This window comes from Acinetobacter sp. ANC 5045, from assembly GCF_004331005.1.
Lineage (GTDB): Bacteria > Pseudomonadota > Gammaproteobacteria > Pseudomonadales > Moraxellaceae > Acinetobacter > Acinetobacter towneri.
Map to the genome: position 1 here is coordinate 210351 of NZ_SJNS01000001.1, position 25666 is coordinate 236016.

The following is a 25666-nucleotide window of genomic DNA, read 5'->3' on the forward strand; positions in this document are numbered from 1 at the left end:
TCCTTATTGGGCAGGATAAGCAGAAGGTGAACAATGCTGTGCATCTATCGCAGATTGCACTTCAACCACATCGTCAAACCAGTGTCTTACCCCATCTATTTCTTGATAGTTTTCATGACCTTTGCCTGCAATCAAGACAATATCGCCTGACTGTGCATGTTTGACTGCATATTTAATCGCTTCACGACGATCATGAATTTCATGGCTCTGTGCCACCGACAAATCGACACCTGTCTGCATATCGGCAAAAATTTGCAAAGGATCTTCAGTACGTGGGTTATCTGAAGTCAAAAGCACAACATTGGCATAGTCCAATGCCGCTTGGGTCATCAGTGGGCGCTTACCACGATCCCGATCTCCACCGCAGCCAAACACCGCCCAAAGCTGTGCGCTGACATGGCGTTTTAAGGTTTGCAACACTTGAATTAGGGCATCTGGCGTGTGTGCATAATCCACCACAAATAAACGCTCTGCATCACGCAACACTTGCATACGCCCTGGTGCGCCTTTGAGTTGTGCAGTCGTGTGTATTAAATCCTGTAATGCAAAACCTGCTTGCTCTGCTGCGATTAAACTCGCGACCAAGTTTTCAACATTAAAATGTCCGAGCAACGGACTTTGCACCACATATTCTGCCGTAGCAGTTTGTAGATGGAAACGTACACCATTCAGACTGTATTCAATCTGCTGTACTTGATAGTCTGCCGCTTGCTGCGTGGAATAAGTCAAAATTTTCGGTTGCGCAGGGTTCTGTTGCGCCGCTTGCAACATGATCCCAGCATATTCATCATCTAAATTGACAATTGCAACTTTTAAACTGGCAAACTGAAACAGCATGGCTTTGGCTGCAGCATACGCCTCTAAAGTACCGTGATAATCCAAATGATCACGGCTCAGGTTGCTATATACCGCAATTTCAATATCGCAGCCATTTAAGCGCCCTTGCTCCAAACCATGTGAACTGGCTTCAATTGCGGCAAATTTTGCCCCCTGTTGTGCATAGCTGTATAAAGCATTTTGCAGTTGTAAGGCATCTAAAGTGGTATGTGTTGAAGCTTCCAAATTAGGCAAAATTCCGTTGCCTGTGGTGCCCATTACCGCACAGCGTTGGGCTTGTAACATTAACAACTCAGCAATTAAGCGGGAAATCGTGGTTTTACCATTGGTGCCCGTGACTGCAAGCATACGCGCTAAAGGTACAGGCTGTCGTGCTTGTAAATATTGTTTTTGCCACTGTCCCATGCGCTGACGCACATCTGGCACCACCAAATTATTGGCAACTGCCAGTTCAGTTTCCGAAATCACCGCCAAAGCACCTTGATCTAAAGCTGCTTGTGCAAATTGTGCGGTTTTTTCAGGCTGCGACAAACTGGTCAGGGCAATAAAAATTTGCCCTACTGTCACATGGCGGCTGTCAAGTTGAAAGCCCTGAAAGTCTTGTATCATCCAATCTGCAACGCGGGAACTGCGATAAATATTTTGAAAGCGAATCGACATGCGTCACCTGTTATTGGATGTTGGGAGTTTCTAAAGGTTTATCTAAAGGTACGTTCATTAAACGTAAAGATTCTTGCATCACACGAGCAAATACAGGCGCTGCCACCAAACCACCATAATACTGTCCTGTTGGATTTTCCACCACGACAACCATGGCTAAACGCGGATCACTGACTGGCGCAACCCCAGCAAACAAGGCACGATATTCAGTCTGTGAATAGCCTTTGCGGTCTGCACGAAGTTTATGCGCTGTTCCCGTTTTACCTGCAACCCGATAGCCTGGAATATTGGCTTGACGTGCCGTACCACCGGGTAACGTTACGGCTTCCATCATCAGTAGAACTTGATCGGCAATTTTAGCATCAACAATTTGTTCGCCTTTGGGCTGTTCTTCCAGCTTATATAGGCTAAGCGGCATTTTAACGCCTTTATTGGCCAGCATGGCATAGGCATCTGCCAATTGCAGCACAGTGGCATTTAAACCATAGCCATAGGACATGGTCGCCACTTCTGATACATTCCATTTACTTGGCGGCAAGATTAAACCTGCACTTTCACCCGGGAATTTAACAGCAGAACGTGCACCAAACCCTAAACGCTTATAAAAAGTCGGTAAGGTTGCATACGGTAAAGATAAAGCAATTTTCGCCACACCCACGTTTGACGATTTTTGGATAATTCCCGCCAGAGTCAGTGACCCATAATTATGAGTATCGCGAATGGTGTGATTACCCACCCGCATTGAACCACCGCTTAAATTGACCACGGTATTCGGTGAATATTTACCGCTTTCCAGTGCCATTGCCACCGTCATCGGTTTCATGGTCGAACCCGGCTCAAAAGAATCGACCGCGCCACGGTTACGCATGGCATCTTTATTGGACAAACTTTTTTTGTCATTCGGGTTATACGACGGCCAACTGGTCATCGCTAAAATTTCACCTGTTTTAACATCTACCGCAATGGCTGTCGCAGAACGTGCATTATTGGCCACCCCTGCAGCAGTCAACTCACGGTACATGATGTATTGCAAACGCGAGTCGATACTTAAAGTAATATTTTCACCCGGTTCAACCTCTCTCACCACTTCTGGGTCTTTGACACGGTTACCCTTTTTATCGCGCACGATTTGCTGTTCACCATCCACGCCTGCCAAGCGGGTATTCAGCTGCATTTCCAAACCTTCAATACCTGTGCCTTCGCTATTGGTCAAGCCAATAATTTGCGCATTGGGCTGTGGCTGCGGGTAATAACGCTTATAGTTTTTCTCGGTATATACCCCTTGGAAATTACGTTTTAGAATCAGCTCTGCCTGTTGCGGCGGCACTTCTTTTTGTAAAACCAAATAACGTGAACGCGGACGCTCGTTCATTTTATTTTTCAGTTCTTGGCGATCCATCCCAACTGCATCGGCAAGTTCATCTAAATTCAAGTTTTTATCTGGCAATTGACGCTGCAATTTACGACTGGTCGGATTTTTTTCCAACTCGGCTGTAATTTCTTCAAACAGTTTTTTATTGTCAAAATAATCACGTGGATCAATCACCACTTTCATTACAGGGGTACTAATTGCCAAAGGCACACCGTGGCGATCATAAATCACCCCGCGCATAGCTTTGAGCTTTTCTGTTCTTAAAATATTGGCATTGGCTTTGTTTTGTAAAAAGTCATGGTTCACAATTTGCACATAAAAAGCACGTCCCACCAGTGCCACGAACACCAGCAGTACCACAGCCCACATTAAGTAAAAACGCCACATTTCTACATGAATGGCATTTTTTCCAGTTACCGATTGCTGTTTCTTTCGGGTTTGCTTTTTACGCGTATCGACCATGTGCAACTCGCCTTATTGTTGTTCTGAGGTTGTAGGCAAAGAAATCACCACAGTTTGCGGTGCGGGCGGTGAATACATACGCAGTTGCGTCACCGCACGGGTGCCAATTTGTGCAGTTGCACCAAAGGTCTGCTGTTCAATTAACAAACGCCCCCATTCGGCATTTAAGTCATCTCGCTCGCGCATATAAGAACTCAGCTCACGATAATCATGGCGATATTCAAACACTTGAAACACCACCATAATCGCGCTGATAAATACCAGCGCCAATAAAATAAAATAGGCGACCATTTTTTTCAGTCGCACTTGAGATTGATTTTTTTCAACGGTTTCAGTTTTCATTATTGGCCTTTTCAAGCTAATCGTTCTGCAACACGTAGCCATGCGCTGCGTGAGCGTGGATTGGCTTTGACTTCTTCATCACTGGCACGCACACGTGATATTTTTTTCAATCGACGTGTATCTTGTTGCTGTTGTGGCAAGCCCCAACCCGAATCTTCAGGCAGGCTCGATTCTTTTTGAATAAACTGTTTAATTAAACGATCTTCCAAAGAATGGAAGCTAATTACCGCCAAACGACCTTCGGGTTTTAACACCTCAACGGCTTGCGGCAAGAAGTTTTCAATATCTTCTAATTCTTTATTAATCGCAATACGAATTGCCTGAAAAGTACGTGTTGCAGCGTGTTTGTTTTTTTCCCACTTCGGATGGGCAACTTTTACAATTTCAGCCAATTGTGCGGTAGTTTCAATATAACCCGCCTGTTTAATGGCTTTGGCAATACGGCGGCTATAACGCTCTTCACCATATTGAAAAATCACATTGGCTAAGGCTTCTTCTTCAATATCCACCAGCCATTCTGCCGCAGTCGGGCCTTGTGAGTTGTCCATACGCATATCAAGCGGGCCATCTTTCATAAAGCTAAAACCGCGTTCTGCCTGATCTAGCTGTGGTGACGACACGCCTAAATCGGCCATCACACCATCGACCTGAGTGACGCCCAAATCATTCAACGCTTGCTGCATATCGGCAAAACTGGCATGAATAATCTGAAAGCGCGAATCTTGCTGCGCCAATTCTGCTGCCACGGCCAAAGCTTGTGGATCTTTATCAAAGGCATAGACTCGTGCCTGCGCATCCAATTTGGATAACAACAAACGCGTGTGTCCACCTCGTCCAAAGGTGGCATCGACATAAATTCCTGTATTGCGATCTGCCAACACGGCATCAACAGTTTCATGAAGTAATACAGAAATATGCGACATAAGGTTCAATCAATACAGCTAAAATGTAACTGCACATTATTACCTTGTTTTGGCAAAGCTCCAAACGTCTTTTTGTAGATAAATATTACTTTCCATAGGGAAAACCGTTTTTGACTTTTTTAAAGCACAAAAAAATCTCCGTAGAGATTTTTTTGTGTGCCAATCCAATAAAAGATTAGCCGAAAATGGATATCTGTTTAACGCTTAGTATTATAAATTTGGTCGAAAATCGCACCATTCACAAAATGTGTTTTTTGTGCATTTTCCCAGCCACCGAACACTTCATCAATCGTGAAGGTTTTTAATTTCGGGAATTGTGCTGCATATTTTGCAAGGACTTTTTCATTACGTGGACGGTAGAAATGCTTAGCCGCCATTTCCTGACCTAAAGGTGAATATAAATAGTTGATATAGCCTGTCGCTAACCATTTATTGCCATTTTTTTCTACTGTGCGGTCTACGATTGCCACCGAAGGTTCAGTCAAAATAGAAATAGATGGATAAACAATATCAAACTTGTCTTTGCCTAAGGTTTTTAAAGTTACAAGGGCTTCATTTTCCCAAGTCAACAACACATCACCAATGCCACGTTCAGCAAATGTAGTCATCGACGCACGTGCTGCCGAATCCATCACTTTTACATTGTGGTACATCTTGCCCACAAATTCTTGCGCTTTGGCCTTAGAGCCGCCCGGCTGCTTTTCTGCATAACCCCAAGCCGATAAATACACCCAACGTGGCAAACCACCTGTTTTCGGGTTAGGGGTAATAATTTGTACGCCTGGTTTGGTTAAGTCATTCCAGTCTTTAATGTTTTTCGGATTGCCTTTACGCACCATAAAGACGATGGTCGAGGTATAAGGCGCAGAGTTATGAGGAAATTCTTTTTGCCAACCTGCTTGGATTTGACCTGACTTTACAATTTCTTCAATGTCATTCGCCAATGCCAAAGTTACGACATCGCCCTTTAAACCATCGACCACAGAACGCGCTTGCTTGCCTGAACCACCATGTGATTGTTTAAAGTTGACGTCTAAACCTGTACGTTTTTTCCAGTACTGACCAAACGACTTGTTAAATTCATCATAAAATTCGCGGGTCGCATCATACGATACATTTAAAAACTGACGATCTGCAGCCTGAGCAGTCGTTGCAGCAAAACCTGTTGCCAATAGCGCAGCAGCCAATAAAGCTTTCAATTGAGTTTTCATTACAGCACACATCACCTTTAATCTGTCGCTCAATATATGCAATGCTCAGGCGCTGCGCAATTTGTAAAAAACATGCAAAAAATGATTAAATTCAAATAATTTAGCTTTAATTAATTGTTTTTAATCAATTTAATTCAAGATGCGGCGTTTATTCCAAATTTATACCTTTTTATGGATTAGATATATGAAAAGTGAATAAAACTTTGATCCGTTTTTAGACTCAACGGTAAAATAAGCGACATCACAGCAATCAAACCCGCTTCAAAACTATTTTATTGTGACTTTTGTAACAATCTTCACGATATCTCCACAGTTGTTTGTTACAACATGTTCTAAATCAAAGATCATCTGAAAAATCGGTATATAGTGAATAAATGATGATAAAGATCTTATTAAGAGTGTGACGCAAATCTACTTTTGTTATGATGTTTGTGATTAAATATTAAAGTGATTAAAACAATTTATAAATTGTGAGTTCACTCATAAAGGAAAGGGGGAATCAAAATGAAATCTAAACTCATGTTCGCAGTATTACTCAGCTTAAGTACAGTCGGTCACAGTGCAGTGATCAAATCTGCTGAAAGCAAAACCAATTTAACTGAGGCAAAAGGCTCTTTAATTGAAAAAGCCATTACCCAGCAAAAACAGGCAGACAAGCAAAAGTTTGAATCGAATAATGATTTAAAAGTGCTGACTTCAATTAATCTTGCCCCAACTCAAAATTTCTTTGCCTTGCAAAATCAGCGTTTTAGCCGTTTCGTACAAGCCTTATTCCCGCAAGGTAACTCATAAGTCTGCATCAAACTCACTGCCTTTAATCCCCTTTTCAAATGCAGTTGAAACGCCCAAGTACAGAATGTTGAATTTAACATTAAGTACTTGGGCTTTTTCGTTATAATGGTTGCAATTTACATTTTGAATTAATTTTTGCTTATGACTGTTCGTACTCGTATCGCGCCTTCTCCTACTGGTTTCCCGCACGTGGGAACAGCGTATATCGCCTTGTTTAACTTATGTTTTGCCAAACAACACGGTGGTGAATTTATTCTTCGTATTGAAGATACTGACCAACTGCGCTCAACCCCTGAATCTGAAAAAATGATTTTGGATTCATTGCGTTGGTTAGGCTTAAATTGGGCAGAAGGTCCAGATATCGGCGGCCCACATGCACCGTATCGCCAATCTGAACGTATGGATATTTATAAGCAATACGCCTTGCAATTGGTTGAACAAGGGCATGCTTTCTATTGCTTCGCTACTAGCGAAGAACTAGATCAAATGCGTGCAGAACAACAAGCACGTGGTGAAAGCCCGCGCTACGATGGTCGTGGTTTAAACTTGTCTGCAGATGAAGTGCAGCGTCGTTTAGCGGCAGGCGAAGCGCATGTTATTCGTATGAAAGTGCCAACCGAAGGCGTATGTAAATTTAATGACATGCTGCGCGGTGAAGTGGAAATTCCATGGGCGCAAGTCGATATGCAAATTTTGCTGAAAACAGATGGCTTGCCAACTTACCATTTGGCCAACGTGGTCGATGACCATTTGATGCAAATCACTCACGTGATTCGTGGTGAAGAATGGATTCCATCGGCACCGAAACACCAATTGCTTTATCAATATTTTGGTTGGGATATGCCTGTGTTATGCCACATGCCATTGTTGCGTAACCCAGACAAATCAAAATTATCTAAACGTAAAAACCCAACTTCAATCAACTACTACAAAGACATTGGCGTATTACCTGAAGCTTTGCTGAATTATTTAGGTCGCATGGGTTGGTCAATGCCAGATGAAAGTGAAAAATTCACCTTAGCCGAAATGATTGAACACTTTGATATTCAACGTGTTTCACTAGGCGGCCCTATCTTTGATGTGGAAAAACTCAATTGGCTGAATGGTCAATGGATTAAAGCGCTTTCACCTGCTGAGCTGTTAGATACCTTATTGGCTTGGAAAGCAGATCGTGCCAAATTGGAAGAGATTGCTGCCGCGATTCAACCGCGTATTAATTTACTCTCAGAAGCGGTCAATTGGTCTGCACATTACTTCAACCATTTCCCAAGCTTGAGCAAGGAACAGTTTGAAAGTAAAAAACTGTCTGAAGAACAAGTGCGTCAAAGCCTACAATTTGCAATTTGGCGTTTAGAAAGTCTATTTACTTGGAACAACGACACGGTGAGCCAAACCCTAATGGATTTAGCCAACCAAATGGAAATCAAATTGCGTGATTTCATGCCTGCGTTCTTTATTGCAATTGCAGGTTCAACCGCATCTACACCTGTGATGCAAACCATGGTCACCATTGGTCCTGACCTGACCTTTGCGCGTTTGCGTCATGCCTTAGAAGTGGTTGGCGGACCAAGCAAAAAAGAAGTTAAAGTCTGGGAAAAACTGAATGAAAGCATCAAATTGCCGAAAAATGATGCAATTGATCCAGCTTAATTCATTTTTTTGTTGACGTGTGAGCGCAATAGCCCTAATATTGCGCTCACACAGACTGGGGTCATAGCTCAGTTGGTAGAGCGCTACAATGGCATTGTAGAGGTCAGCGGTTCGATCCCGCTTGACTCCACCAAGTTTAAATAAGGCTTTACCTGTGTTGCCTCATCAAGTCCCTATCGTCTAGAGGCCTAGGACATCGCCCTTTCACGGCGGTAACCGGGGTTCGAATCCCCGTAGGGACGCCATATTCAAGATGAATATAAATTCACTTATCTTCATCTTATAATAAAGCTCAAGCAATGACTTGGGCTTTTTTATTGCCCTGTTTTCTGACAGACTGTTTTTGATTTGCCGTACATTTGGTTAGAATAACGATCAGATTAGAATTTTGGAGTTGTAATGCAATACCGATGCCCTAAATGTCAAAGCCCAAAAATCATGCCTGTTGCGCAGGCAGGTCAAACAACACCGCGTCCTGTGGTGCCAAAAAGCTTGGTGATGCTTATTCCAGCGGTATTTGTCTTATTACTTCTTGTCTTGATCAGTATCGCCATGTGGATTTTTGGTGATGGTGCAGGCACAACCTTACAAAGCATTACTGTGGCGGTATTTGTGCTGTGTGTAATTGCAGGTTTCTTGTTTTATCGTGATTTGCCTGATTTCAAAATTTCTATGCAAGCCTTTATGCAGTCACAAAAAAAATGGAAGTGCCGTGAATGTGCACATGAGTGGGAAGTTTAAACCTCACTGGTCTACATCTAGATTAAGAAAAATGTTGCTAGGTTGATCACAAGACCACATCATCGAGCAAATATAAAAAAACCAGCCTTCTCGGCTGGTTTTTTTAATGAGAACTCAAGTTTTTAGACTTAAGCGCCAATTTTACGGTATTTGCTACGTTTGGTTGCCAGATCATCACCATATTTCTTACGGCGATATTCTTCAAACTCAGTATAGTTACCTGTAAAGAATTCTGGTTGCTCATCTTCGAATGACAAGATGTGCGTTGCAATACGGTCTAGGAACCAACGGTCGTGCGATACCACCATCACTGTACCTGGGAAGACTAAAATTGCATCTTCCAGTGCACGTAAAGTTTCAATATCCAAGTCGTTTGATGGCTCATCCAGCAAGATCACGTTTGCGCCCTGCTGTAGAATTTTTGCCAGTTGTAAACGGTTACGCTCACCACCCGACAATTCACCAACGCGTTTTTGCTGATCCTGACCTTTAAAGTTAAAGCGACCAATATAAGCACGCGATGCAATTTCATAATCGCCCACTTTCAAAATGTCTAAACCGCCAGAAACTTCTTCCCAAACAGTTTTGTCATCATCTAGAGTGTCACGAATCTGACCGACATAAGCCACTTTTACCGAGTCACCTAAAGTCACGCTGCCCGTATCAGGTTGCTGCTCGCCAGTCATCATACGGAATAAAGTCGTTTTACCCGCACCGTTTGGACCGACAATCCCCACAATCGCTGCAGGCGGCACAGTAAAGGAAAGGTTTTCGTAAAGTAAGCGATCACCAAATGACTTGCTGATGTTTTCCACTTCCACCACTTTGTTCCCTAAACGTGGGCCAGGTGGAATATAAATTTCAGAAGTTTCGTTACGCTGTTGGAATTCACGCGAGTTAAGCTCTTCAAAACGCTCCATACGCGCTTTGTTTTTCTTTTGCTGGCCTTTCGCATTGGAACGTACCCATTCCAATTCTTTTTTCAAGGCTTTAGCAAAAGATTCTTCTTGCTTCTGTTCTTGCTCTAAACGGTTATTTTTCTGCTCTAACCATGAAGAGTAGTTACCTTGATATGGAATACCATGTCCACGGTCAAGTTCTAAAATCCATTCTGCAACGTTATCCAAGAAGTAACGGTCGTGGGTAATTGCCACAATCGTACCCGGGAAGTCTTTTAAGAAACGCTCTAACCAAGATACAGATTCTGCATCCAAGTGGTTCGTCGGCTCGTCTAGAAGCAGCATGTCTGGTTTAGACAATAACAAACGGCATAAAGCCACACGACGACGCTCACCACCCGATAATTTGTTAACATCAGCATCCCAAGCTGGCAAATTTAATGCTGCCGCTGCTTGTTCAAGCTGATTGTTCAGGTTGTGTGCATCCCAAGTTTGGATAATCGCTTCTAACTTCTCTTGCTCTTTTGCAAGTTTGTCGAAATCTGCATCTGGATCTGCATATTCTGCAAAAACTTGGTCTAAACGCTCTAAAGCATCTAAAGCTTCACGCACACCATCTTCCACGTTGCCGCGTACATCTTTGCTCGGGTCTAGTGGTGGTTCTTGCTCAAGATAACCAATTTTGATGCCTGGCTGTGCACGAGCTTCACCAGAGAAATCTTTATCTACGCCCGCCATAATACGGAGCAAAGTCGATTTACCTGCACCGTTTAAACCAAGCACACCAATTTTCGCACCTGGGAAAAATGATAAGGAGATGTCTTTCAAGATTTCGCGCTTAGGCGGAACCATTTTCGACACTCGGTTCATCGTATAAATATATTGGGCCACGTAGGACTCCTCAATAGAAAACCAAATCTGGGGCTCAGATGAGCAGCCCCTGCTCTAATGAGCGAAAAAATAATCGGGTATTATACCTGAATACGGAGAAAAAATAAGACACCACAAACATCTTGCATGCTTTGTTACAACTCTAGCGATCAGCGGATAAGCACAGGACTTTTTGCCTGCTATATCAAATTTACAGCTAAATATTGCAGCATTTTTACACTTTCTTTCATATTTAAAAGTGCTAGACTCAAACCAATTTAACTCACGAAGATGAAGTAAACATGACCTATAAAGACGAAACTTTGGCCATTCATGCAGGCTATAGCCCAGAACCAACCACCAAAGCCGTGGCTGTGCCTATTTACCAAACCACTTCTTATGCCTTTGATAATACGCAACATGGTGCCGATTTATTTGATTTAAAAGTACAAGGCAATATTTACACCCGTATTATGAACCCAACCACTGCAGTATTGGAGCAACGTGTTGCAGCACTTGAAGGCGGGATTGGCGCATTGGCTTTAGCATCGGGTATGGCTGCAATTACCTACGCAATTCAGACCATTACCGAAGCAGGCGATAACATTGCTTCAGTATCAACTTTATACGGCGGTACTTACAACTTATTTGCCCACACCTTGCCTAAACAAGGCATTGAAGTACGTTTCTTCGATTATCAACAGCCTGAAAGCTTACGCGACCTGATTGATGACAAAACCAAACTGGTCTTTGTAGAATCCATTGGTAACCCATTGGGCAATATTATTGACCTTGAAGCGATTGCGAAAATTGCGCACGAATACGGCATTCCAGTGGTGGTGGATAACACTGTAGCCACGCCTGTCTTGCAAAAATCATTTGATTTTGGCGCAGACATCATCATTCACTCACTGACCAAATATATTGGTGGTCACGGTACGTCTATTGGCGGCATTATTGTCGATAGCGGTAAATTCCCTTGGGGCAAATATCCTGAGCGTTTTAAAGCCTTAAATACACCTGACCCAAGTTACCATGGTGTGAACTATGTAGAAGCCTTAGGCGCTGCAGCATTTATTGCACGTGCACGTGTAGTACCACTACGCAATACAGGTGCAGCGATTAGCCCGCATAACGTATTCCTAATTTTACAAGGTTTAGAAACCTTAAGCCTGCGTATGGAACGCCATACTGAAAACGCGCAAAAAGTAGCGGAATATTTACAGGCACATCCAAAAGTGAAATGGGTCAATTACGCAGGTTTGAAAGATCACCCGCAACATGCGTTGGCACAAAAATATGTGAAAGGCAAACCTTCTGCAATTCTGTCTTTTGGTGTGCAAGATGGCCGTGAAGGCGGAACCCGCTTTATTGATGCACTGCAATTATTCACACGCTTGGTCAATATTGGCGATGCCAAGAGTCTGGCTTGCCACCCTGCAACCACCACTCACCGTCAGTTGAGTGCAGATGAACTCAAAGCGGCTGGTGTGAGTGAAGATATGGTGCGTTTATCCATCGGGATTGAACATGCCGATGACTTAATTGCCGATTTAGAGCAAGCTTTAGCAGCCGTATAAAAACTCATCAGTTCAAACTTTGTACTGGCATCCTGCTGATTAATTTCAACAGGATGCTTTTTTATTTTAATTTTTCTTTGTATGTCTTTGCATTAGCTTTATTTCATGGTAAAAATAAAGATATACAGCTCACAAAAATAGAGCAATTACTCTAAATTCATTTTTAAATTCAACCACTTATTCCATAGCTTTTTTTGTGCAATCGGCTATCATAAAGCCAAGTAAAACAGTTCAAATTCAGTCTGAAATTTGAATCATCAATCTCAATAAAAATGACAACTCAGGAATCTAAATCAGGAATATTAGCGTGAAGCCAAAATTAGAGAAACTTTTTCAACAGCGTGTAAATGGTAAAGTTGCCCTTATTACAGGTGCATCGAGTGGTATTGGTTTAACCGTGGCACATAAGCTAGCCGATGCAGGTGCGCATGTGCTTTTGGTGGCACGTACTCAGGAAACGCTCGAACAAGTCAAAGCTGAAATTGAAGCACGTGGTGGCAAGGCTTCAGTTTTCCCTTGTGATCTAAACGATATGGACTCTATTGATGCTGTATCGCAACAAATTCTTGCCTCTGTCGATCATATTGATATTTTAATTAACAACGCAGGCCGCTCAATCCGTCGTGCAGTACATGAGTCGGTTGATCGTTTCCACGACTTTGAACGTACCATGCAGCTCAACTATTTTGGTGCTGTGCGTTTGGTACTCAATATTTTGCCGCAGATGATGCACCGTAAAGATGGTCACATCATCAACATCAGCTCGATTGGTGTATTAGCCAACGCAACGCGTTTCTCGGCTTATGTGGCATCTAAAGCCGCATTGGATGCGTTTAGTCGCTGTCTATCTGCAGAAGCGCATACACACAAAATTGCGATTACTTCGGTGTATATGCCATTGGTTCGTACCCCAATGATCGCACCAACCAAAATTTATAAGTACGTGCCCACCCTTTCACCTGAGCAAGCGGCAGATTTAATTGCTTATGCGATTGTGAAACGTCCGAAGAAAATTGCGACACATTTGGGTCGTTTGGCTTCAATCACTTATGCGATTGCACCAGACATTAACAACAAACTCATGTCGATTGGTTATAACTTATTCCCAAGCTCTACCGCTTCTGTGGGCGAGCAGCAAAAACTGAACTGGGTACAAAAAGCGTATGCGCGCTTGTTCCCAGGTGAACACTGGTAATTTATACACAATTCAAGTTTTGCTTTAGGCGACCTACGGGTCGCCTATTTGTTTTTACAGCTTAGGTTGAACAGCGCACAACAATACAACATCACTTCAACAATTTTTAAATTGTGCAGCCGCAACTTTTCATGTGATTTTAATATTGGTTTAAGAAATAGCATTCAAAATGACATTACAATAATGAAAGGTACAACACATGAAAACTCTGTATCTGTTTAAGCTATTTTGTTTTTCTGCTGCGGGCTTAAGTTTTTATCACTTATATACTGAGCTTACGCGCAATCATGTAGACACATTTCAAGTGATGACACTGACAGGCCTGGTGGTCTTGTTAGTCGAATTGGGCTATCGCAGCCAACTTGCCGTGTCCATGTCGCATTCATCTGGTGCGATGTCCGAAGTTTCTGCCTCTTCTAATTACAGTTATTTCATGTCTAAATTGGCAGCAGGCAGTATTGCCACAAGTTTTGTTCTGCAAGGCTTAATCCGTTAATTGCTTATTTAAGATCCACAATCTCAACCATAACAAAACATTCAATTGCACCGCATTTTTATGCTATAACACAGCTGTTTTAAGTATTTTGAATGGATTATGCGAGCACTGGCCCTCATTTTACAGTATGGCTGTTTTGCCTTTGCCTTGTTTCTGAGTTATCAGGTTGCAACGGCGCTTTATCAGCAAGAATATGAACTTTTAGAGGTTGTTGCCGATGTCGGCACGATTTTAATTTGTATTGATTTGGGCGTATTTTTATTTAGCAGCAAAGCCTCACAAGGTTTAAATCTTCAGGAATATGCTCGCCAACTTGAAGCACCACCGTCAAAACTAGTCGCAGTGACTCGTAAACTTGGACATTTGGGAATTATGCTGATTTTGGTGAGTTGGATTGTACCGTTGATTTAAAATCCATCAAAAAATCTGTATATAAAAATGTTCCTGCAAAACAAAAAGCTCCCGAATTTCGGGAGCTTTTTGTTAGAGCAATTCAAAATTACTTCGAACCTTTAATCCCTGCTTGTAACAACAATGCACCTAAACCACCAATTTTATTTTCTTGTGGTTTAGCGGCTTGTGGTTTTTTCGCTTGTGGACGCTCAGTCTGAGGACGTGACTGCTGTGGACGTTTCGCTTGTGGCTTACGCTCTGTACGCTGTTCTTGATCACGACGTGGTGCACGCGCTGCTTTTGCAGGTGCAGCCGAACCTTCAGGACGCATCGATAAATTCACACGGTTACGCTCTACATCAACCTGCAACACACGCACTTGAACAATTTGACCTGGTTTCACCACTTTATGCGGATCAGCCACAAATTCATTGGCCAACTCAGAAATATGCACCAAACCATCCTGATGTACGCCCACATCCACGAAAGCACCAAAGTTGGTCACGTTGGTTACAACACCTTCAAGCTGCATGCCTTCAGTCAACTGCGCCACTTCAGTAATATCTTCACGGAATTTAGCCGTACGGAATTCAGGACGTGGGTCACGACCTGGTTTTTCCAATTCAGACAAAACATCCTGAATAGTTGGTAAGCCGACTTGCTCATCCACAAATTCTTCAGCATTCACCGAACGGATAATTTCAGTATTACCAATAATATCTTTAACCGTGGTCGCTTTGGCAGCCACAATTTTTTCTACTAAACCATAAGATTCAGGGTGCACTGCAGAAGCATCCAAAGGCTCAGAACCTGCCTGAATACGTAAGAAACCTGCTGCTTGTTCAAAAGTACGTTCGCCTAAACGCGGTACGTTTTTCAAAGCTTGGCGATTGTCAAAACGGCCATGTTCTTTACGGTATTCAACAATTTGCTGTGCAATGGCTTTATTCAAACCTGCGATATAACCCAAAATTGCTGAAGATGCCGTGTTGACATCGACACCGACCGAGTTCACACAGTCTTCTACCACAGCTTCTAAGGTTTTTGCTAAACCTGCCTGATTCACGTCATGTTGATACTGACCCACACCGATTGATTTTGGATCAATTTTTACCAACTCTGCCAATGGGTCTTGCAAACGACGTGCAATCGACACTGCACCACGAATCGACACATCTAGTTCTGGCAACTCTTGCGATGCCAATTCAGAAGCTGAATACACAGATGCACCCGCTTCAGATACAGACACACGTGTTAATTTCAAGTCACTGTGCGCCGCCATCATTTCTGCCACAACCGCTTCAGTTTCACGGCTTGCAGTCCCGTTACCAATCGCGATTAAATCAACATTGTGCTCACGGCATAAACGAGCAAGTTCTTCAATCGCGCCTGCTTTGTCTTCTTTAGGTGCAAATGGATAAACCGTGCTATGTGCAACCACATCGCCAGATTGGTTCACCACAGCCAGTTTGACACCTGTACGGATGCCAGGGTCTACGCCCAGCGTACAACGCGCACCTGCAGGTGCAGAAAGCAATAAATGACGCAAGTTTTCTGCAAAGACATCCATCGCTTCAGCTTCGGCAGCCAAACGCTTTTCAGTCAATAATGAATGTTCGATTTGTGGACGCACTTTGCCCAACCAGAACAATTTTGCCGTTTGCTTTAAAAAGTCCTGACGTGCTTGCGGCTGAATCTGATCTAAATTGTATTCAGTTTCAATACGTGCCAAAGGCGCACTGTCTTCACCATCAACTTTTAAGCCCAAGACGTTTTCTTGGCGACCACGCAACATCGCCAATAGACGATGTGAAGGCACTTTGTTGAGGTTTTCTGAAAAATCGAAGTAATCACGGAATTTTTTGCCCACTTCTTTTTTCTCTTCAGAAGCAACCAAGCTTTTTAATACCGCTGTTTTGGCAAAAATTTCTTTTAATTCTGTGGTTAAGGCAATATTTTGTGCCCATTCATCAATCAGAATGTGTTGTACCGCATCTAGCTGACTGTCTGCATCAGGATAGTCTGCATGACTAAAGCCTGCTAAAGCTTCGCTTGGCTCAACCTGTTCTGCAAAAATTTGCGCTGCAATTGGGCCTAAACCTGCTTCTTTAGCTTTAAACGATTTACTGGTGCGTTTTGGACGGTAAGGCGCGTAAATTTCTTCTAAAGCATTTTTGGTTTCAGCAGCGTTAACCCGTGCCAATAAATCATCAGATAATTTATCTTGTTCTTTGAGTGATTCTATTACTTTTTCGCGACGCTCATATAAATCACGTAAATACGATAAACGTGTATCGAGCTGACGTAGCTGCGTATCATCTAAACCTTGCGTCACTTCTTTACGGTAACGTGCAATAAATGGAACGCTAGCACCTTCATCAATAAGTTTGATGGCAGCTTCTACTTGATTTGGTCGTACGGCAAGTTCTTTTGCTAACTGCTGAACTAAGTCAGTCATCGTGTGTGATCCTACAAGGATAAGTACTAAAAGCCATGATTATAAAGACCAAGACTATAAAATCCACAATTGTTTTATGAATTTTATAAATGGTGGTTTTTTGGCGATTTTTGCCAATTCGGCTAAATTTTATAAATCTAAATAAAATTCAGGCTTATGTTAGACTCAAACGGACAAATATGTCAGTTTTTCGCATGGGAATGCTGTATATATTTGGTATCTATGTCTTGATTTTGTCTGCAATATTTGTTGCTTTAGAGCATAGGCAATAGATACCAATGAATCGTATACTCAAAGCCAACTCAACTTTTTGTTTACGATGACAATAAAGAATAAAGGAGCACATCATGAGTTTAGTTGTACCTGCTGAAAAAACAGATGCCGTACACAGCGAAACTGACCGCGTTGAACGCATTCTCGTTGTCGATGATGATGTGCGTTTACGTACCCTGTTACAGCGTTTCTTGGAAGATAAGGGCTTTGTGGTCAAAACTGCCCACGATGCGACACAAATGGATCGTTTGTTACAGCGTGAACTGTTCTCTTTAATCGTGCTTGATTTTATGCTGCCTGTTGAAGATGGTTTAAGTATTTGCCGTCGTTTACGTCAATCTAACATCGACACGCCAATTATTATGCTGACGGCTCGCGGCAGTGACTCTGACCGTATTGCAGGACTTGAAGCAGGTGCAGATGATTATTTACCAAAACCGTTTAATCCAAATGAGCTGTTAGCGCGTATTCGTGCTGTATTGCGTCGTCAAGTGCGCGAGGTACCAGGTGCACCAAGTCAGCAAATGGAAGTGGTTGGTTTTGGCCCATGGTCACTAGATTTATCGACCCGTACTTTGACACGTGAAGGTCAGGTCGTGACCCTAACTACAGGTGAATTTGCAGTACTCAAAGCGTTGGTACAACATCCTCGTGAGCCTTTAACCCGTGACAAGTTAATGAATTTGGCGCGTGGTCGTGAATGGGGGGCGATGGAGCGTTCGATTGATGTTCAGGTTTCACGTTTACGTCGTTTAATTGAAGAAAACCCTGCCCGTGCACGTTATATTCAAACGGTTTGGGGTGTCGGTTATGTATTTGTTCCAGATGGTGCGGAATAAGTTGAAAATGATGTGAGGCTTCAGCCTCACATCTTCATGCAATGATCAACATTTATGCACACCGATCATTGTGCTAGATTTAAAGAACAGACATTCCAATAACAAGTATATTCATCATAAAATTTCACTCACTAAATTCGCTTTACAACCTCTGCCACAGGACAAGATGTGAAACTCGAACCCATCGACCCACAAGAATTTACCGACTATGTGGCGTATTCTGAAAAGAAACGTACCCGCTGGGAGCGTTTTCTGGACAAAATCAAACCACGCTCTGCAGCCATGCGCACCACGGTACTGGTGGTTTTTGTGGTGTTGTTTAGCCTGTTTATGTCGTTGTGGTTCTTTTGGCGCACCTTGTATTTACCTGAAATTCAACAACACGCCCGCTATTTAGCGGTTGAACTGGAAATTTTAAACAATCCAGATTTGCGCATTTTTCACAATGAAGCCGAAGTCGATGTCGATGCGTGGCTTAAAAATCGGGTCGGCATTGAATATGTAACCGATCCACGTGAGTTTCCTAATGTACGGGAAAAAGTCATTGCAGAGTTTTTTACCCAACAAATAGAAAAGAAACTGGCAACTGAATTAAAAATGCAGGATGTCACGGTCTATTTCCAGTTCAAACCAAGCCCGCGTATTTGGATTCAAACCCCAGAAATGAATGGCAACTGGGTACGTGAACCCCTTAAAACCTATGCCAACTACAGCCCTGAACTGGTCTTTGGCTGGCTTTTGGGTATTCCGCTTTTTGCTGCAGCGATTATTTTAACTCTAGTACGTCAGCTGAATCGTCCTTTGCGTCGTCTGCAAAATGCCGCCAATAGCTACAGTAAAACAGGCAAAGCACCTTATTTAGAAACCAATCACGGTCCGCAGGAAATTCGTGAGGTCAACCAAGCCTTTAATCACATGATTTATACCTTGGAACAGACTGAACGTGACCGTCGTATCATGTTGGCAGGTATTTCACACGACCTGCGCACGCCACTGACACGGATTCGTTTAAGTGCCGAAATGATGCCCGATGATGATTTTTTAAAAGAAGGCTTAATTTACGATGTAGAAGATATGGATGCGATTTTAAATCAATTCATTTCTTATATGCGTGATGGTTCCGATGAAGAATTACAAGAAACCGATTTAAATGTTTTGCTGCAGGAATTGATTATTCAATTTAAACCGTTGGATATTCGCTTTAACGCACAAGAATTACCTTTAATTCAGGCGCGCAGTTTGTCGCTGAAACGTCTGATTGGCAACCTGATTAATAACTCGAAACGCTATGGTGCAGAGCCAATTGAGTTGTCTGCAGAAGTGCTGGATGAACACATTCGGATTAGCGTGGCAGACAACGGTACAGGCATTCCAGAAGACCAAATTGCCGATTTAATGCAGCCTTTTGTACGCGGCAATGAAGCACGTACTGTACAAGGCAGTGGCTTAGGTTTGGCAATTGTAAAACGTATTGTCGATATTCATCAGGGCGAGCTCACCATTCAAAACCGTGAACACGGTGGTCTTGAAGCCATCATTACCCTGCCGTTACAACCTGAAATCGTTGAAGAAAAAAATAATGTTGGCACGCTGGAAAAAATCAAACAAAGTTTGAGTGAACACTTCTAAACGGCTGACGCTTTTGATCTCTATCTGGCTTGCTATATACCAATTTCAGACCAACAGCAAATCGGATGGACGATCAAAGTAAAAAATTCAGATGGTGCATATCAAAATTGTATAAAAATATATCAAACAAATTGTAATATTTACCTTTTGATATATAAATAAACGATTAAATTCAATTATTTATGTATTATTTTATATTTTTATACCACCATTTAGGCAAAAAATTAGACCTTAGCCTAACACCTATGCAAAATACCTTTTTTGATCGGTACAATCGGTATCAGTCTAGTATTTTACGAGAGTTCGCCATGTCTTTAGATCGCATCCGTTTAGCCTCCCTCCACGACAAAGTAATCAGCGCAGAACAAGCTGCTGAATTCGTTCAAGATGGTATGACCGTAGGTATGAGTGGCTTTACTCGTGCGGGTGAAGCAAAAGCTGTTCCACTTGCATTGGTGGCACGCGCTAAAACCAACCCTTTAAAAATTGACTTAATTACTGGCGCAAGTCTTGGTAATGATTTAGACAAGCAATTGACTGAAGCAGGTGTTTTGGCTCGTCGTATGCCGTTCCAAGTAGACAACACCTTGCGTAAAGCAATTAACCAAGGTCAAGTCATGTTCATTGACCAACACTTGTCTGAAACTGTTGAGCAAATGCGTAACAATACGCTAAAACGCCCAGACATCGCGATTGTTGAAGCAGTTGCAATTACTGAAGACAGCCTAATTATTCCAACAACTTCTGTAGGTAACTCTGCAAGCTTTGTTGAATATGCAGATAAAGTCATTATCGAAATCAACACCACTGTAAGCACAGAATTTGAAGGCCTACACGACATTTATATTCCTGAAGCACGTCCAACACGTGGTCCAGTGCCATTAACTCACGTTGAACAACGTATTGGAACCAAAGGTATTCAGTTAGACCCTGCAAAAGTTGTGGGTATTGTATTTAACGATACCTTGCTTGACTCTCCATCTAACGTGACCGATCCAGATGACGAAACTCAAGCAATTGCAGATCACTTGATCGCATTCTTTGAAAACGAAGTAGCTCAAGGTCGTTTACCGAAAAACTTGGCACCTTTACAAGCAGGTATCGGTTCAATTGCAAACGCAGTATTAACAGGCTTCAAACACTCTAACTTTGAAGACTTGGTGATGTACTCAGAAGTACTCCAAGACTGTACGTTTGAATTGATTGATGCAGGCAAAATGAAGTTCGCTTCTGGCTGTTCAATGACCTTGTCTGAAAAATGTGGCGATCGCGTATTTGGTAATCTTGCACACTACAAAGACAAATTCATTTTACGTCCACAAGAAATTTCTAACTTCCCTGAGTTAGTACGTCGTTTAGGCATCATTGGTATTAACACTGCACTTGAGTTTGATATTTACGGTAACGTGAACTCAACCCACGTATGCGGTACCAAAATGATGAACGGTATTGGTGGTTCAGGTGACTTCGCGCGTAACGCACACTTGGCGATTTTCGTGACTAAATCGATTGCGAAAGGCGGTGACATTTCATCTATCGTTCCAATGGCTGCGCATGTAGACCACAACGAACACGACGTTGACATCTTAGTCACTGAGCAAGGTTTAGCAGATTTACGCGGTCTTGCACCACGTGAACGCGCTCGTGCGATTATCGACAACTGTGTACACCCAATGTACCGCAATGCCTTGAACGATTACTTCGAGCGTGCATGTGCAAAAGGTGGTCACACTCCTCACCTACTTCGTGAAGCATTGTCTTGGCATGCAAACTTCGAAGAACATGGTCACATGTTGACTCCTGCACAACAAGAATCTGCGCAACCAGCGTAATTCATGTGCAATAAAAAACGCCCTGATTTTTCAGGGCGTTTTTTTATGTCTTAAGTTTTTACGTCTCATAAATTATCACAACGTCATTTGTGACAACGCACTCGACTTTACTCAAATGCCAAAGCTTTAAATTCATCTATAAAATGCTGTCCTAACTGACGTAAACCATCCACACTGAGTGTGGTTTCAATCACACCTAAAGACACGACATCACGTTGAATTTGCAGCACGGTTTGACCTTGCGGGTTGATATAAAAACGAGAACCCAAAGTTGCAAATTTACTTGCTAAGTCTAGGTTTTGTTCAGCTCGAACTTGATTCACCACATCTTGCGCGGTAAAACGGTATTGATCATGCAGCAAATTTAAGCTGTTGGATTGCCCATATTCTGCACTTAATGCACCATCATCCAAGACCTGTAAAGGCTGATCAAGATTGGCAAAAGCAGTCGCAGGGAGACTCAGCGCAAGACTGAATAAAATAGGGAGAGAAAATTTTAACATTGGACACCTCGCACATAGGTAAATTACACCTGTGGAGAAACATCCTTTTTTCACCAACTTATATTTTAAGTTCAAAAATCACTCAATACATTGACTTTTTATACCAAGCGACCTAAACGCAGCAAAACTGGAAACTGAATTTCCAAGCCCTGAGCAGGTTGCTGCTGCAACAATTGCTGTAATTCAAGCAAGGGCGTATCAGTATGTTGCTTTAAATAATGCTGCAGTCCCGACCAAGTGTTTAAATAATTCAGCAATTGTGCTGCCGACCAACGATATTTCAGGCAAAGTTCGGGTGTCACGATTTCTTGAAATGGGAAAGGAATCGTGCGATATAAGTCATCAATATAACGACGTTCAGCATCCCAACAACCTTTTAAGGTCTGAAAATACAAGCGTTGAATTGCGGTATTCACCTCAGGATCTACAGCTTGAATCAGACCGTAGCCCACCGCAGCAAATATTCCACTCGGTTTTAGCACCCGATGCACTTCGGCATAAAAGGCATCAAACTTGAACCAGTGAATCGCTTGTGCAACGGTAATTAAATCCACACTCGCATCTGCCAATCCGCTGTCTTGCGCCAAACAAGCGCGATAACGCACATTTTCCCACTGTGGTGCTTGATCCAGCTGTGCCTGACTTAAATCCGTGGCTAAAATCTGCTGAAAATGTGGCGTTAATAACTGGGTAAACTGCCCTGAACCTGCACCGCAGTCCCATGTCAAACCGCGCTCTGGCACATGTTGTAAAATCGTATCGACAATCGCGGTTGAATACTGCGGACGTGCCTGACGATATAAATCGCTGCCCTGCGAAAACAAATCTTTCATGCTGCATTCCCTGACCATGATCGCTTGATTTTAATTCAGCTTGTTTAATACGTATTGTGGACTTTAGATGAAGATGCAAAGCGGGTTTGAATACAAGATTTTATTTTAGACATAAAAAATTTTGCGCATAAAAAAGCCCCAAACATTGTTTGAGGCTTTTTGAATATGGTGGCGAGACCCAGGATCGAACTGGGGACACACGGATTTTCAATCCGTTGCTCTACCGACTGAGCTATCACGCCAATGCCGTGTATTAAGCCGTATCTCGGCTGAATAGTCAATAAAAATCATCACTTTTTTATTTGATCGCATAAATTTTATGCAAAAAAAAAATCCCTGATGGGATCAGGGATTGAAAACATTTAACCGTTTTGAATATGGTGGCGAGACCCAGGATCGAACTGGGGACACACGGATTTTCAATCCGTTGCTCTACCGACTGAGCTATCACGCCAATGACGCGTATTAAACAGTTTCAGCTGTAAATCGTCAATAGTCTTTTTCGCTTTTCAGTGCAAATGTTTACTTTTACAGCAACCTCATTCTATTTCTGCTGAAATATCACCCAAAAATTTAAAAATGAGTTCTTTTCCAATTAAATTTTGACAAACTTCCGATACGCGAATGTGGAGCACGGATGCCCCACGTTACCCATCACGACAAGGATGTCGTGTATGGGTAACAAAAGACTTTTGCCTACTTTGGGTCTTGCCAAAGTAGGAAGATGCCTACGCAAAGCTATTTAAACCTTAGCTAAAAATTGTGGCTGTGCAAGCACAAAAAACAATATAGGATTTAGATAAACTTCTTTCACAAATCCGATTAAAACCATACTTCAATCCCCCATCATCCTCTTACGGAAGATATTCCTCATCCCTGAGCCATATATGGCGCAAGAGAAGGGATTTTCGATACTAATTTAATTTTGACCTATACGGATAAACTGAAAAGACAGACACAACGTCAGCTTTTTAAAAACTCACAACTTACCCAAATGCGCCAAACAACGATGAATCGCACCACAACCTGGCTGAAAGTGCTGCACACCTTTGGCTTCTTCCATACGGCACACCTCACTCACCAAACGATCTGCCACACCTCGACCACGGTTTGCAGGATGCACCACAATATATTCAAGCGTACGATGATCATCTTGCCCTGTGCACCAAATCGCACCAATCACTTTAGTATTAAATTCTGCCGTGTAAAGTAGGGTATACTGAGCCAAGTTCTGCTCAAGTTGGCTTACCGCATCTTGCCCATCGCCAAATTCAGGGCTGGTATCATACAGTCGCTCAAGCTGGCTGCGCACTTCGGTATTTTCCAGTGAAGTATAGGCATGTACGGTAATAGGCATTGATTAACCCTCCTGAGCAATCTAATATGCTGAGACTTCGTCACAGCGAAAACATTTTACATCAATCATTTTTGACGTTTTTTGAGGAACGTGTCTATGACCCAACGTATCAGTGAAGTGGTGAGAAATACCAACGAAACTAAAATTCGAGTTCGTGTGAATCTGGACGGTACGGGTCAAGGCACACTCAACACTGGAGTTCCATTTTTAGACCATATGATTGATCAAATCAAGCGACACGGTTTGTTTGATATTGATATTCATTGTGATGGCGACTTGGAAATTGATGATCACCACACTGTAGAAGACTGTGGTATCACGCTTGGACAAGCTTTTGCTCAAGCTTTGGGCGATAAAAAAGGTTTACGACGCTACGGTCACTTTTACGCACCACTTGATGAATCTTTAAGCCGTGTGATTGTCGATTTATCGGGTCGTCCGGGTTTATTTATGGATATTCCATTTACCCGCGCACGTATTGGTACTTTTGATGTGGATTTATTCTCAGAATTCTTCCAAGGCTTTGTCAACCATGCATTAATGACACTGCACATCGACAACCTCAAAGGTAAAAACAGCCACCACCAAATTGAAAGCGTATTTAAAGCATTTGCACGTGCTTTACGCATGGCATGTGAAGTCGATCCGCGTGCTGAAAATACAGTGGCATCAACCAAAGGAACACTCTAATGACCCGAATTGCCCTTCTTGACTATGGCATGGGAAATTTACACTCTGCAGCGAAAGCTTTAGAGCATGTGGGTGCAACGGTAGATGTGACCAATGACCCAAAACTGATTGCACAAGCCGATAAAATTGTGTTTCCAGGTGTGGGTGCTATGCGTGATTGTATGCAAGGCATGCATGAAGCTGGCATTGATGACGTGGTACGCAACGCGGTCTTTAATAAACCTGTACTTGCAATTTGTGTAGGCATGCAGGCGCTGATGCAACATTCCGAAGAAAATGGCGGAGCAGATGCACTGGGCATTTTTGCAGGTACAGTCAAACGCTTTCCTGAAGTAGCAGGTTTAAAAGTGCCACACATGGGTTGGAATCAGGTACATCAACGTGACCCGAGCCACCCTATGTGGAACAACATTGAACAAGATGCGCGTTTTTACTTTGTGCATAGTTTTTATGTCGAACCACAAGATGAAAAAATCGTGGCTGCGACCTGTGATTATGGTTTAACGTTCTGTACTGCCCTGCATCAAGACAACTTGTTTGCAACGCAGTTCCACCCAGAAAAAAGTCACACTGTTGGTTTGCAGTTACTAAAAAACTTTGTGGAATGGAACATCTAATATTCAAGATGCTTCAACCACTAAAGCCGAGTTAATCTCGGCTTTATTTTTGCGTGAATGTTTTTCACTTTTATTGCACATTGATTTGTGTTTAAAATTAAAGCGCTTTTTATACCTTTTATTCAAAATAAACTGAGGGTCTGTCGATAATTGGTCTATGTTTGCGATGTGAGAGAGATATCTCACAAGATTTTTGAGCAAATATACGGTAT

The 25666-nt window shown here is 42.5% G+C and carries 22 protein-coding genes and 4 tRNA genes; 14 read left to right on the forward strand and 12 right to left on the reverse strand.

The window, feature by feature from the left end; genetic code table 11:
• Positions 1–3: 3 nt before the first annotated feature.
• The 5 genes from E0H79_RS01080 to E0H79_RS01100 form a co-directional block, all read right to left on the reverse strand.
• Positions 4–1497 (reverse strand): UDP-N-acetylmuramoyl-L-alanyl-D-glutamate--2,6-diaminopimelate ligase, encoded by a 1494-nt coding sequence (locus E0H79_RS01080; protein WP_131260648.1) that lies wholly within the window; start codon positions 1495–1497, stop codon positions 4–6.
• Positions 1498–1507: 10 nt separating this feature from the next.
• Complete coding sequence (gene ftsI / locus E0H79_RS01085; RefSeq protein ID WP_131260649.1) at positions 1508–3331, reverse strand: penicillin-binding protein PBP3; 1824 nt, start codon at positions 3329–3331, stop codon at positions 1508–1510.
• Positions 3332–3343: 12 nt separating this feature from the next.
• Positions 3344–3673, reverse strand: a complete 330-nt coding sequence (ftsL, locus tag E0H79_RS01090) for a cell division protein FtsL (RefSeq protein WP_104852659.1) — start codon at positions 3671–3673, stop codon at positions 3344–3346.
• An 11-nt stretch (positions 3674–3684) separates the two neighbouring features.
• Complete coding sequence (gene rsmH, locus E0H79_RS01095; protein WP_004974437.1) at positions 3685–4596, reverse strand: 16S rRNA (cytosine(1402)-N(4))-methyltransferase RsmH; 912 nt, start codon at positions 4594–4596, stop codon at positions 3685–3687.
• 197 nt (positions 4597–4793) lie between these two features.
• Complete coding sequence (locus tag E0H79_RS01100; protein ID WP_096901291.1) at positions 4794–5807, reverse strand: sulfate ABC transporter substrate-binding protein; 1014 nt, start codon at positions 5805–5807, stop codon at positions 4794–4796.
• Between the two features lie 504 nt (positions 5808–6311).
• Between E0H79_RS01100 and E0H79_RS01105 the strand changes: the two genes are divergently transcribed.
• From E0H79_RS01105 to E0H79_RS01125, 5 genes are all read left to right on the forward strand, one after another.
• Complete coding sequence (locus tag E0H79_RS01105) at positions 6312–6599, forward strand: hypothetical protein (RefSeq protein ID WP_004974433.1); 288 nt, start codon at positions 6312–6314, stop codon at positions 6597–6599.
• A gap of 141 nt (positions 6600–6740) precedes the next feature.
• Positions 6741–8249 carry a glutamate--tRNA ligase gene (gene gltX, locus E0H79_RS01110; protein WP_096901292.1) on the forward strand — a complete coding sequence of 503 codons (1509 nt, stop codon included), beginning with the start codon at positions 6741–6743 and terminating at the stop codon, positions 8247–8249.
• A 57-nt stretch (positions 8250–8306) separates the two neighbouring features.
• Positions 8307–8382 (forward strand) — tRNA-Ala (locus tag E0H79_RS01115).
• A 36-nt stretch (positions 8383–8418) separates the two neighbouring features.
• Positions 8419–8494: transfer RNA gene (locus tag E0H79_RS01120), tRNA-Glu, on the forward strand.
• A gap of 154 nt (positions 8495–8648) precedes the next feature.
• Entirely contained in the window at positions 8649–8990 is a 342-nt protein-coding gene (locus tag E0H79_RS01125; protein WP_004974430.1) for a hypothetical protein, read from the forward strand.
• Positions 8991–9118: 128 nt separating this feature from the next.
• Here E0H79_RS01125 and ettA read toward each other — a convergent pair whose 3' ends face one another.
• Positions 9119–10780 (reverse strand): energy-dependent translational throttle protein EttA, encoded by a 1662-nt coding sequence (gene ettA / locus E0H79_RS01130; protein ID WP_004974427.1) that lies wholly within the window; start codon positions 10778–10780, stop codon positions 9119–9121.
• Positions 10781–11061: 281 nt separating this feature from the next.
• Here ettA and E0H79_RS01135 point away from each other — a divergent pair, with 281 nt between their 5' ends.
• From E0H79_RS01135 to E0H79_RS01150, 4 genes are all read left to right on the forward strand, one after another.
• The gene (locus E0H79_RS01135) at positions 11062–12339 is read left to right on the forward strand and encodes an O-acetylhomoserine aminocarboxypropyltransferase/cysteine synthase family protein (protein ID WP_004974425.1); all 1278 of its coding nucleotides are present in this window, start codon (positions 11062–11064) and stop codon (positions 12337–12339) included.
• Positions 12340–12646: 307 nt separating this feature from the next.
• On the forward strand, positions 12647–13534 hold the full coding sequence (locus E0H79_RS01140; RefSeq protein WP_004974423.1) for an SDR family NAD(P)-dependent oxidoreductase: 888 nt from the start codon (positions 12647–12649) through the stop codon (positions 13532–13534).
• Positions 13535–13733: 199 nt separating this feature from the next.
• On the forward strand, positions 13734–14030 hold the full coding sequence (locus E0H79_RS01145) for a hypothetical protein (RefSeq protein WP_004974421.1): 297 nt from the start codon (positions 13734–13736) through the stop codon (positions 14028–14030).
• Positions 14031–14129: 99 nt separating this feature from the next.
• The gene (locus tag E0H79_RS01150) at positions 14130–14441 is read left to right on the forward strand and encodes a hypothetical protein (RefSeq protein ID WP_019838218.1); all 312 of its coding nucleotides are present in this window, start codon (positions 14130–14132) and stop codon (positions 14439–14441) included.
• An 88-nt stretch (positions 14442–14529) separates the two neighbouring features.
• Here the strand turns inward: E0H79_RS01150 and E0H79_RS01155 are convergent, their stop codons facing one another.
• A complete protein-coding gene (locus E0H79_RS01155; RefSeq protein WP_096901295.1) occupies positions 14530–16881 on the reverse strand; it encodes a Tex family protein in 2352 nt (783 codons plus the stop codon).
• Positions 16882–17228: 347 nt separating this feature from the next.
• Between E0H79_RS01155 and ompR the strand changes: the two genes are divergently transcribed.
• The 3 genes from ompR to E0H79_RS01170 all read left to right on the forward strand — a co-directional run bounded on the left by ompR (position 17229) and on the right by E0H79_RS01170 (position 21454).
• Positions 17229–17993: a two-component system response regulator OmpR gene (ompR, locus tag E0H79_RS01160; protein ID WP_104852661.1), complete on the forward strand. Its 765-nt coding sequence runs from the start codon at positions 17229–17231 to the stop codon at positions 17991–17993.
• Between the two features lie 168 nt (positions 17994–18161).
• Positions 18162–19622 carry an ATP-binding protein gene (locus E0H79_RS01165; protein WP_131260650.1) on the forward strand — a complete coding sequence of 487 codons (1461 nt, stop codon included), beginning with the start codon at positions 18162–18164 and terminating at the stop codon, positions 19620–19622.
• Between the two features lie 308 nt (positions 19623–19930).
• Complete coding sequence (locus E0H79_RS01170; protein WP_004974412.1) at positions 19931–21454, forward strand: acetyl-CoA hydrolase/transferase family protein; 1524 nt, start codon at positions 19931–19933, stop codon at positions 21452–21454.
• A gap of 107 nt (positions 21455–21561) precedes the next feature.
• Here the strand turns inward: E0H79_RS01170 and E0H79_RS01175 are convergent, their stop codons facing one another.
• The 5 genes from E0H79_RS01175 to E0H79_RS01195 all read right to left on the reverse strand — a co-directional run bounded on the left by E0H79_RS01175 (position 21562) and on the right by E0H79_RS01195 (position 24147).
• Positions 21562–21957: a hypothetical protein gene (locus E0H79_RS01175; protein WP_131260651.1), complete on the reverse strand. Its 396-nt coding sequence runs from the start codon at positions 21955–21957 to the stop codon at positions 21562–21564.
• A gap of 98 nt (positions 21958–22055) precedes the next feature.
• Positions 22056–22790, reverse strand: a complete 735-nt coding sequence (locus E0H79_RS01180) for a class I SAM-dependent methyltransferase (RefSeq protein ID WP_131260652.1) — start codon at positions 22788–22790, stop codon at positions 22056–22058.
• Between the two features lie 166 nt (positions 22791–22956).
• Positions 22957–23032, reverse strand: a tRNA-Phe gene (locus tag E0H79_RS01185).
• 136 nt (positions 23033–23168) lie between these two features.
• Positions 23169–23244, reverse strand: a tRNA-Phe gene (locus tag E0H79_RS01190).
• A gap of 525 nt (positions 23245–23769) precedes the next feature.
• On the reverse strand, positions 23770–24147 hold the full coding sequence (locus E0H79_RS01195; RefSeq protein ID WP_096902643.1) for a GNAT family N-acetyltransferase: 378 nt from the start codon (positions 24145–24147) through the stop codon (positions 23770–23772).
• 96 nt (positions 24148–24243) lie between these two features.
• On the opposite strand from E0H79_RS01195, the gene hisB reads away from it, so the two are divergent.
• Positions 24244–24837 (forward strand): imidazoleglycerol-phosphate dehydratase HisB, encoded by a 594-nt coding sequence (hisB, locus tag E0H79_RS01200; protein ID WP_096902642.1) that lies wholly within the window; start codon positions 24244–24246, stop codon positions 24835–24837.
• Complete coding sequence (gene hisH, locus E0H79_RS01205; protein ID WP_004974401.1) at positions 24837–25454, forward strand: imidazole glycerol phosphate synthase subunit HisH; 618 nt, start codon at positions 24837–24839, stop codon at positions 25452–25454. Before hisB ends, hisH begins: the two co-directional genes overlap by 1 nt.
• The last annotated feature ends 212 nt before the right edge of the window (positions 25455–25666 follow it).

Bases quoted from the DNA above. Each gene is read 5' to 3' on its own strand.
- E0H79_RS01180 (WP_131260652.1), bottom strand. From the start codon at position 22,790: ATGAAAGATTTGTTTTCGCAGGGCAGCGATTTATATCGTCAGGCACGT.
- E0H79_RS01195 (WP_096902643.1), bottom strand. From the start codon at position 24,147: ATGCCTATTACCGTACATGCCTATACTTCACTGGAAAATACCGAAGTG.
- E0H79_RS01170 (WP_004974412.1), top strand. From the start codon at position 19,931: ATGTCTTTAGATCGCATCCGTTTAGCCTCCCTCCACGACAAAGTAATC.
- E0H79_RS01105 (WP_004974433.1), top strand. From the start codon at position 6,312: ATGAAATCTAAACTCATGTTCGCAGTATTACTCAGCTTAAGTACAGTC.
- E0H79_RS01080 (WP_131260648.1), bottom strand. From the start codon at position 1,497: ATGTCGATTCGCTTTCAAAATATTTATCGCAGTTCCCGCGTTGCAGAT.
- ftsI (WP_131260649.1), bottom strand. From the start codon at position 3,331: ATGGTCGATACGCGTAAAAAGCAAACCCGAAAGAAACAGCAATCGGTA.
- E0H79_RS01145 (WP_004974421.1), top strand. From the start codon at position 13,734: ATGAAAACTCTGTATCTGTTTAAGCTATTTTGTTTTTCTGCTGCGGGC.
- ompR (WP_104852661.1), top strand. From the start codon at position 17,229: ATGAGTTTAGTTGTACCTGCTGAAAAAACAGATGCCGTACACAGCGAA.
- rsmH (WP_004974437.1), bottom strand. From the start codon at position 4,596: ATGTCGCATATTTCTGTATTACTTCATGAAACTGTTGATGCCGTGTTG.
- hisH (WP_004974401.1), top strand. From the start codon at position 24,837: ATGACCCGAATTGCCCTTCTTGACTATGGCATGGGAAATTTACACTCT.
- E0H79_RS01100 (WP_096901291.1), bottom strand. From the start codon at position 5,807: ATGAAAACTCAATTGAAAGCTTTATTGGCTGCTGCGCTATTGGCAACA.
- E0H79_RS01135 (WP_004974425.1), top strand. From the start codon at position 11,062: ATGACCTATAAAGACGAAACTTTGGCCATTCATGCAGGCTATAGCCCA.
- E0H79_RS01155 (WP_096901295.1), bottom strand. From the start codon at position 16,881: ATGACTGACTTAGTTCAGCAGTTAGCAAAAGAACTTGCCGTACGACCA.
- E0H79_RS01150 (WP_019838218.1), top strand. From the start codon at position 14,130: ATGCGAGCACTGGCCCTCATTTTACAGTATGGCTGTTTTGCCTTTGCC.
- E0H79_RS01175 (WP_131260651.1), bottom strand. From the start codon at position 21,957: ATGTTAAAATTTTCTCTCCCTATTTTATTCAGTCTTGCGCTGAGTCTC.
- E0H79_RS01125 (WP_004974430.1), top strand. From the start codon at position 8,649: ATGCAATACCGATGCCCTAAATGTCAAAGCCCAAAAATCATGCCTGTT.
- hisB (WP_096902642.1), top strand. From the start codon at position 24,244: ATGACCCAACGTATCAGTGAAGTGGTGAGAAATACCAACGAAACTAAA.
- ftsL (WP_104852659.1), bottom strand. From the start codon at position 3,673: ATGAAAACTGAAACCGTTGAAAAAAATCAATCTCAAGTGCGACTGAAA.
- gltX (WP_096901292.1), top strand. From the start codon at position 6,741: ATGACTGTTCGTACTCGTATCGCGCCTTCTCCTACTGGTTTCCCGCAC.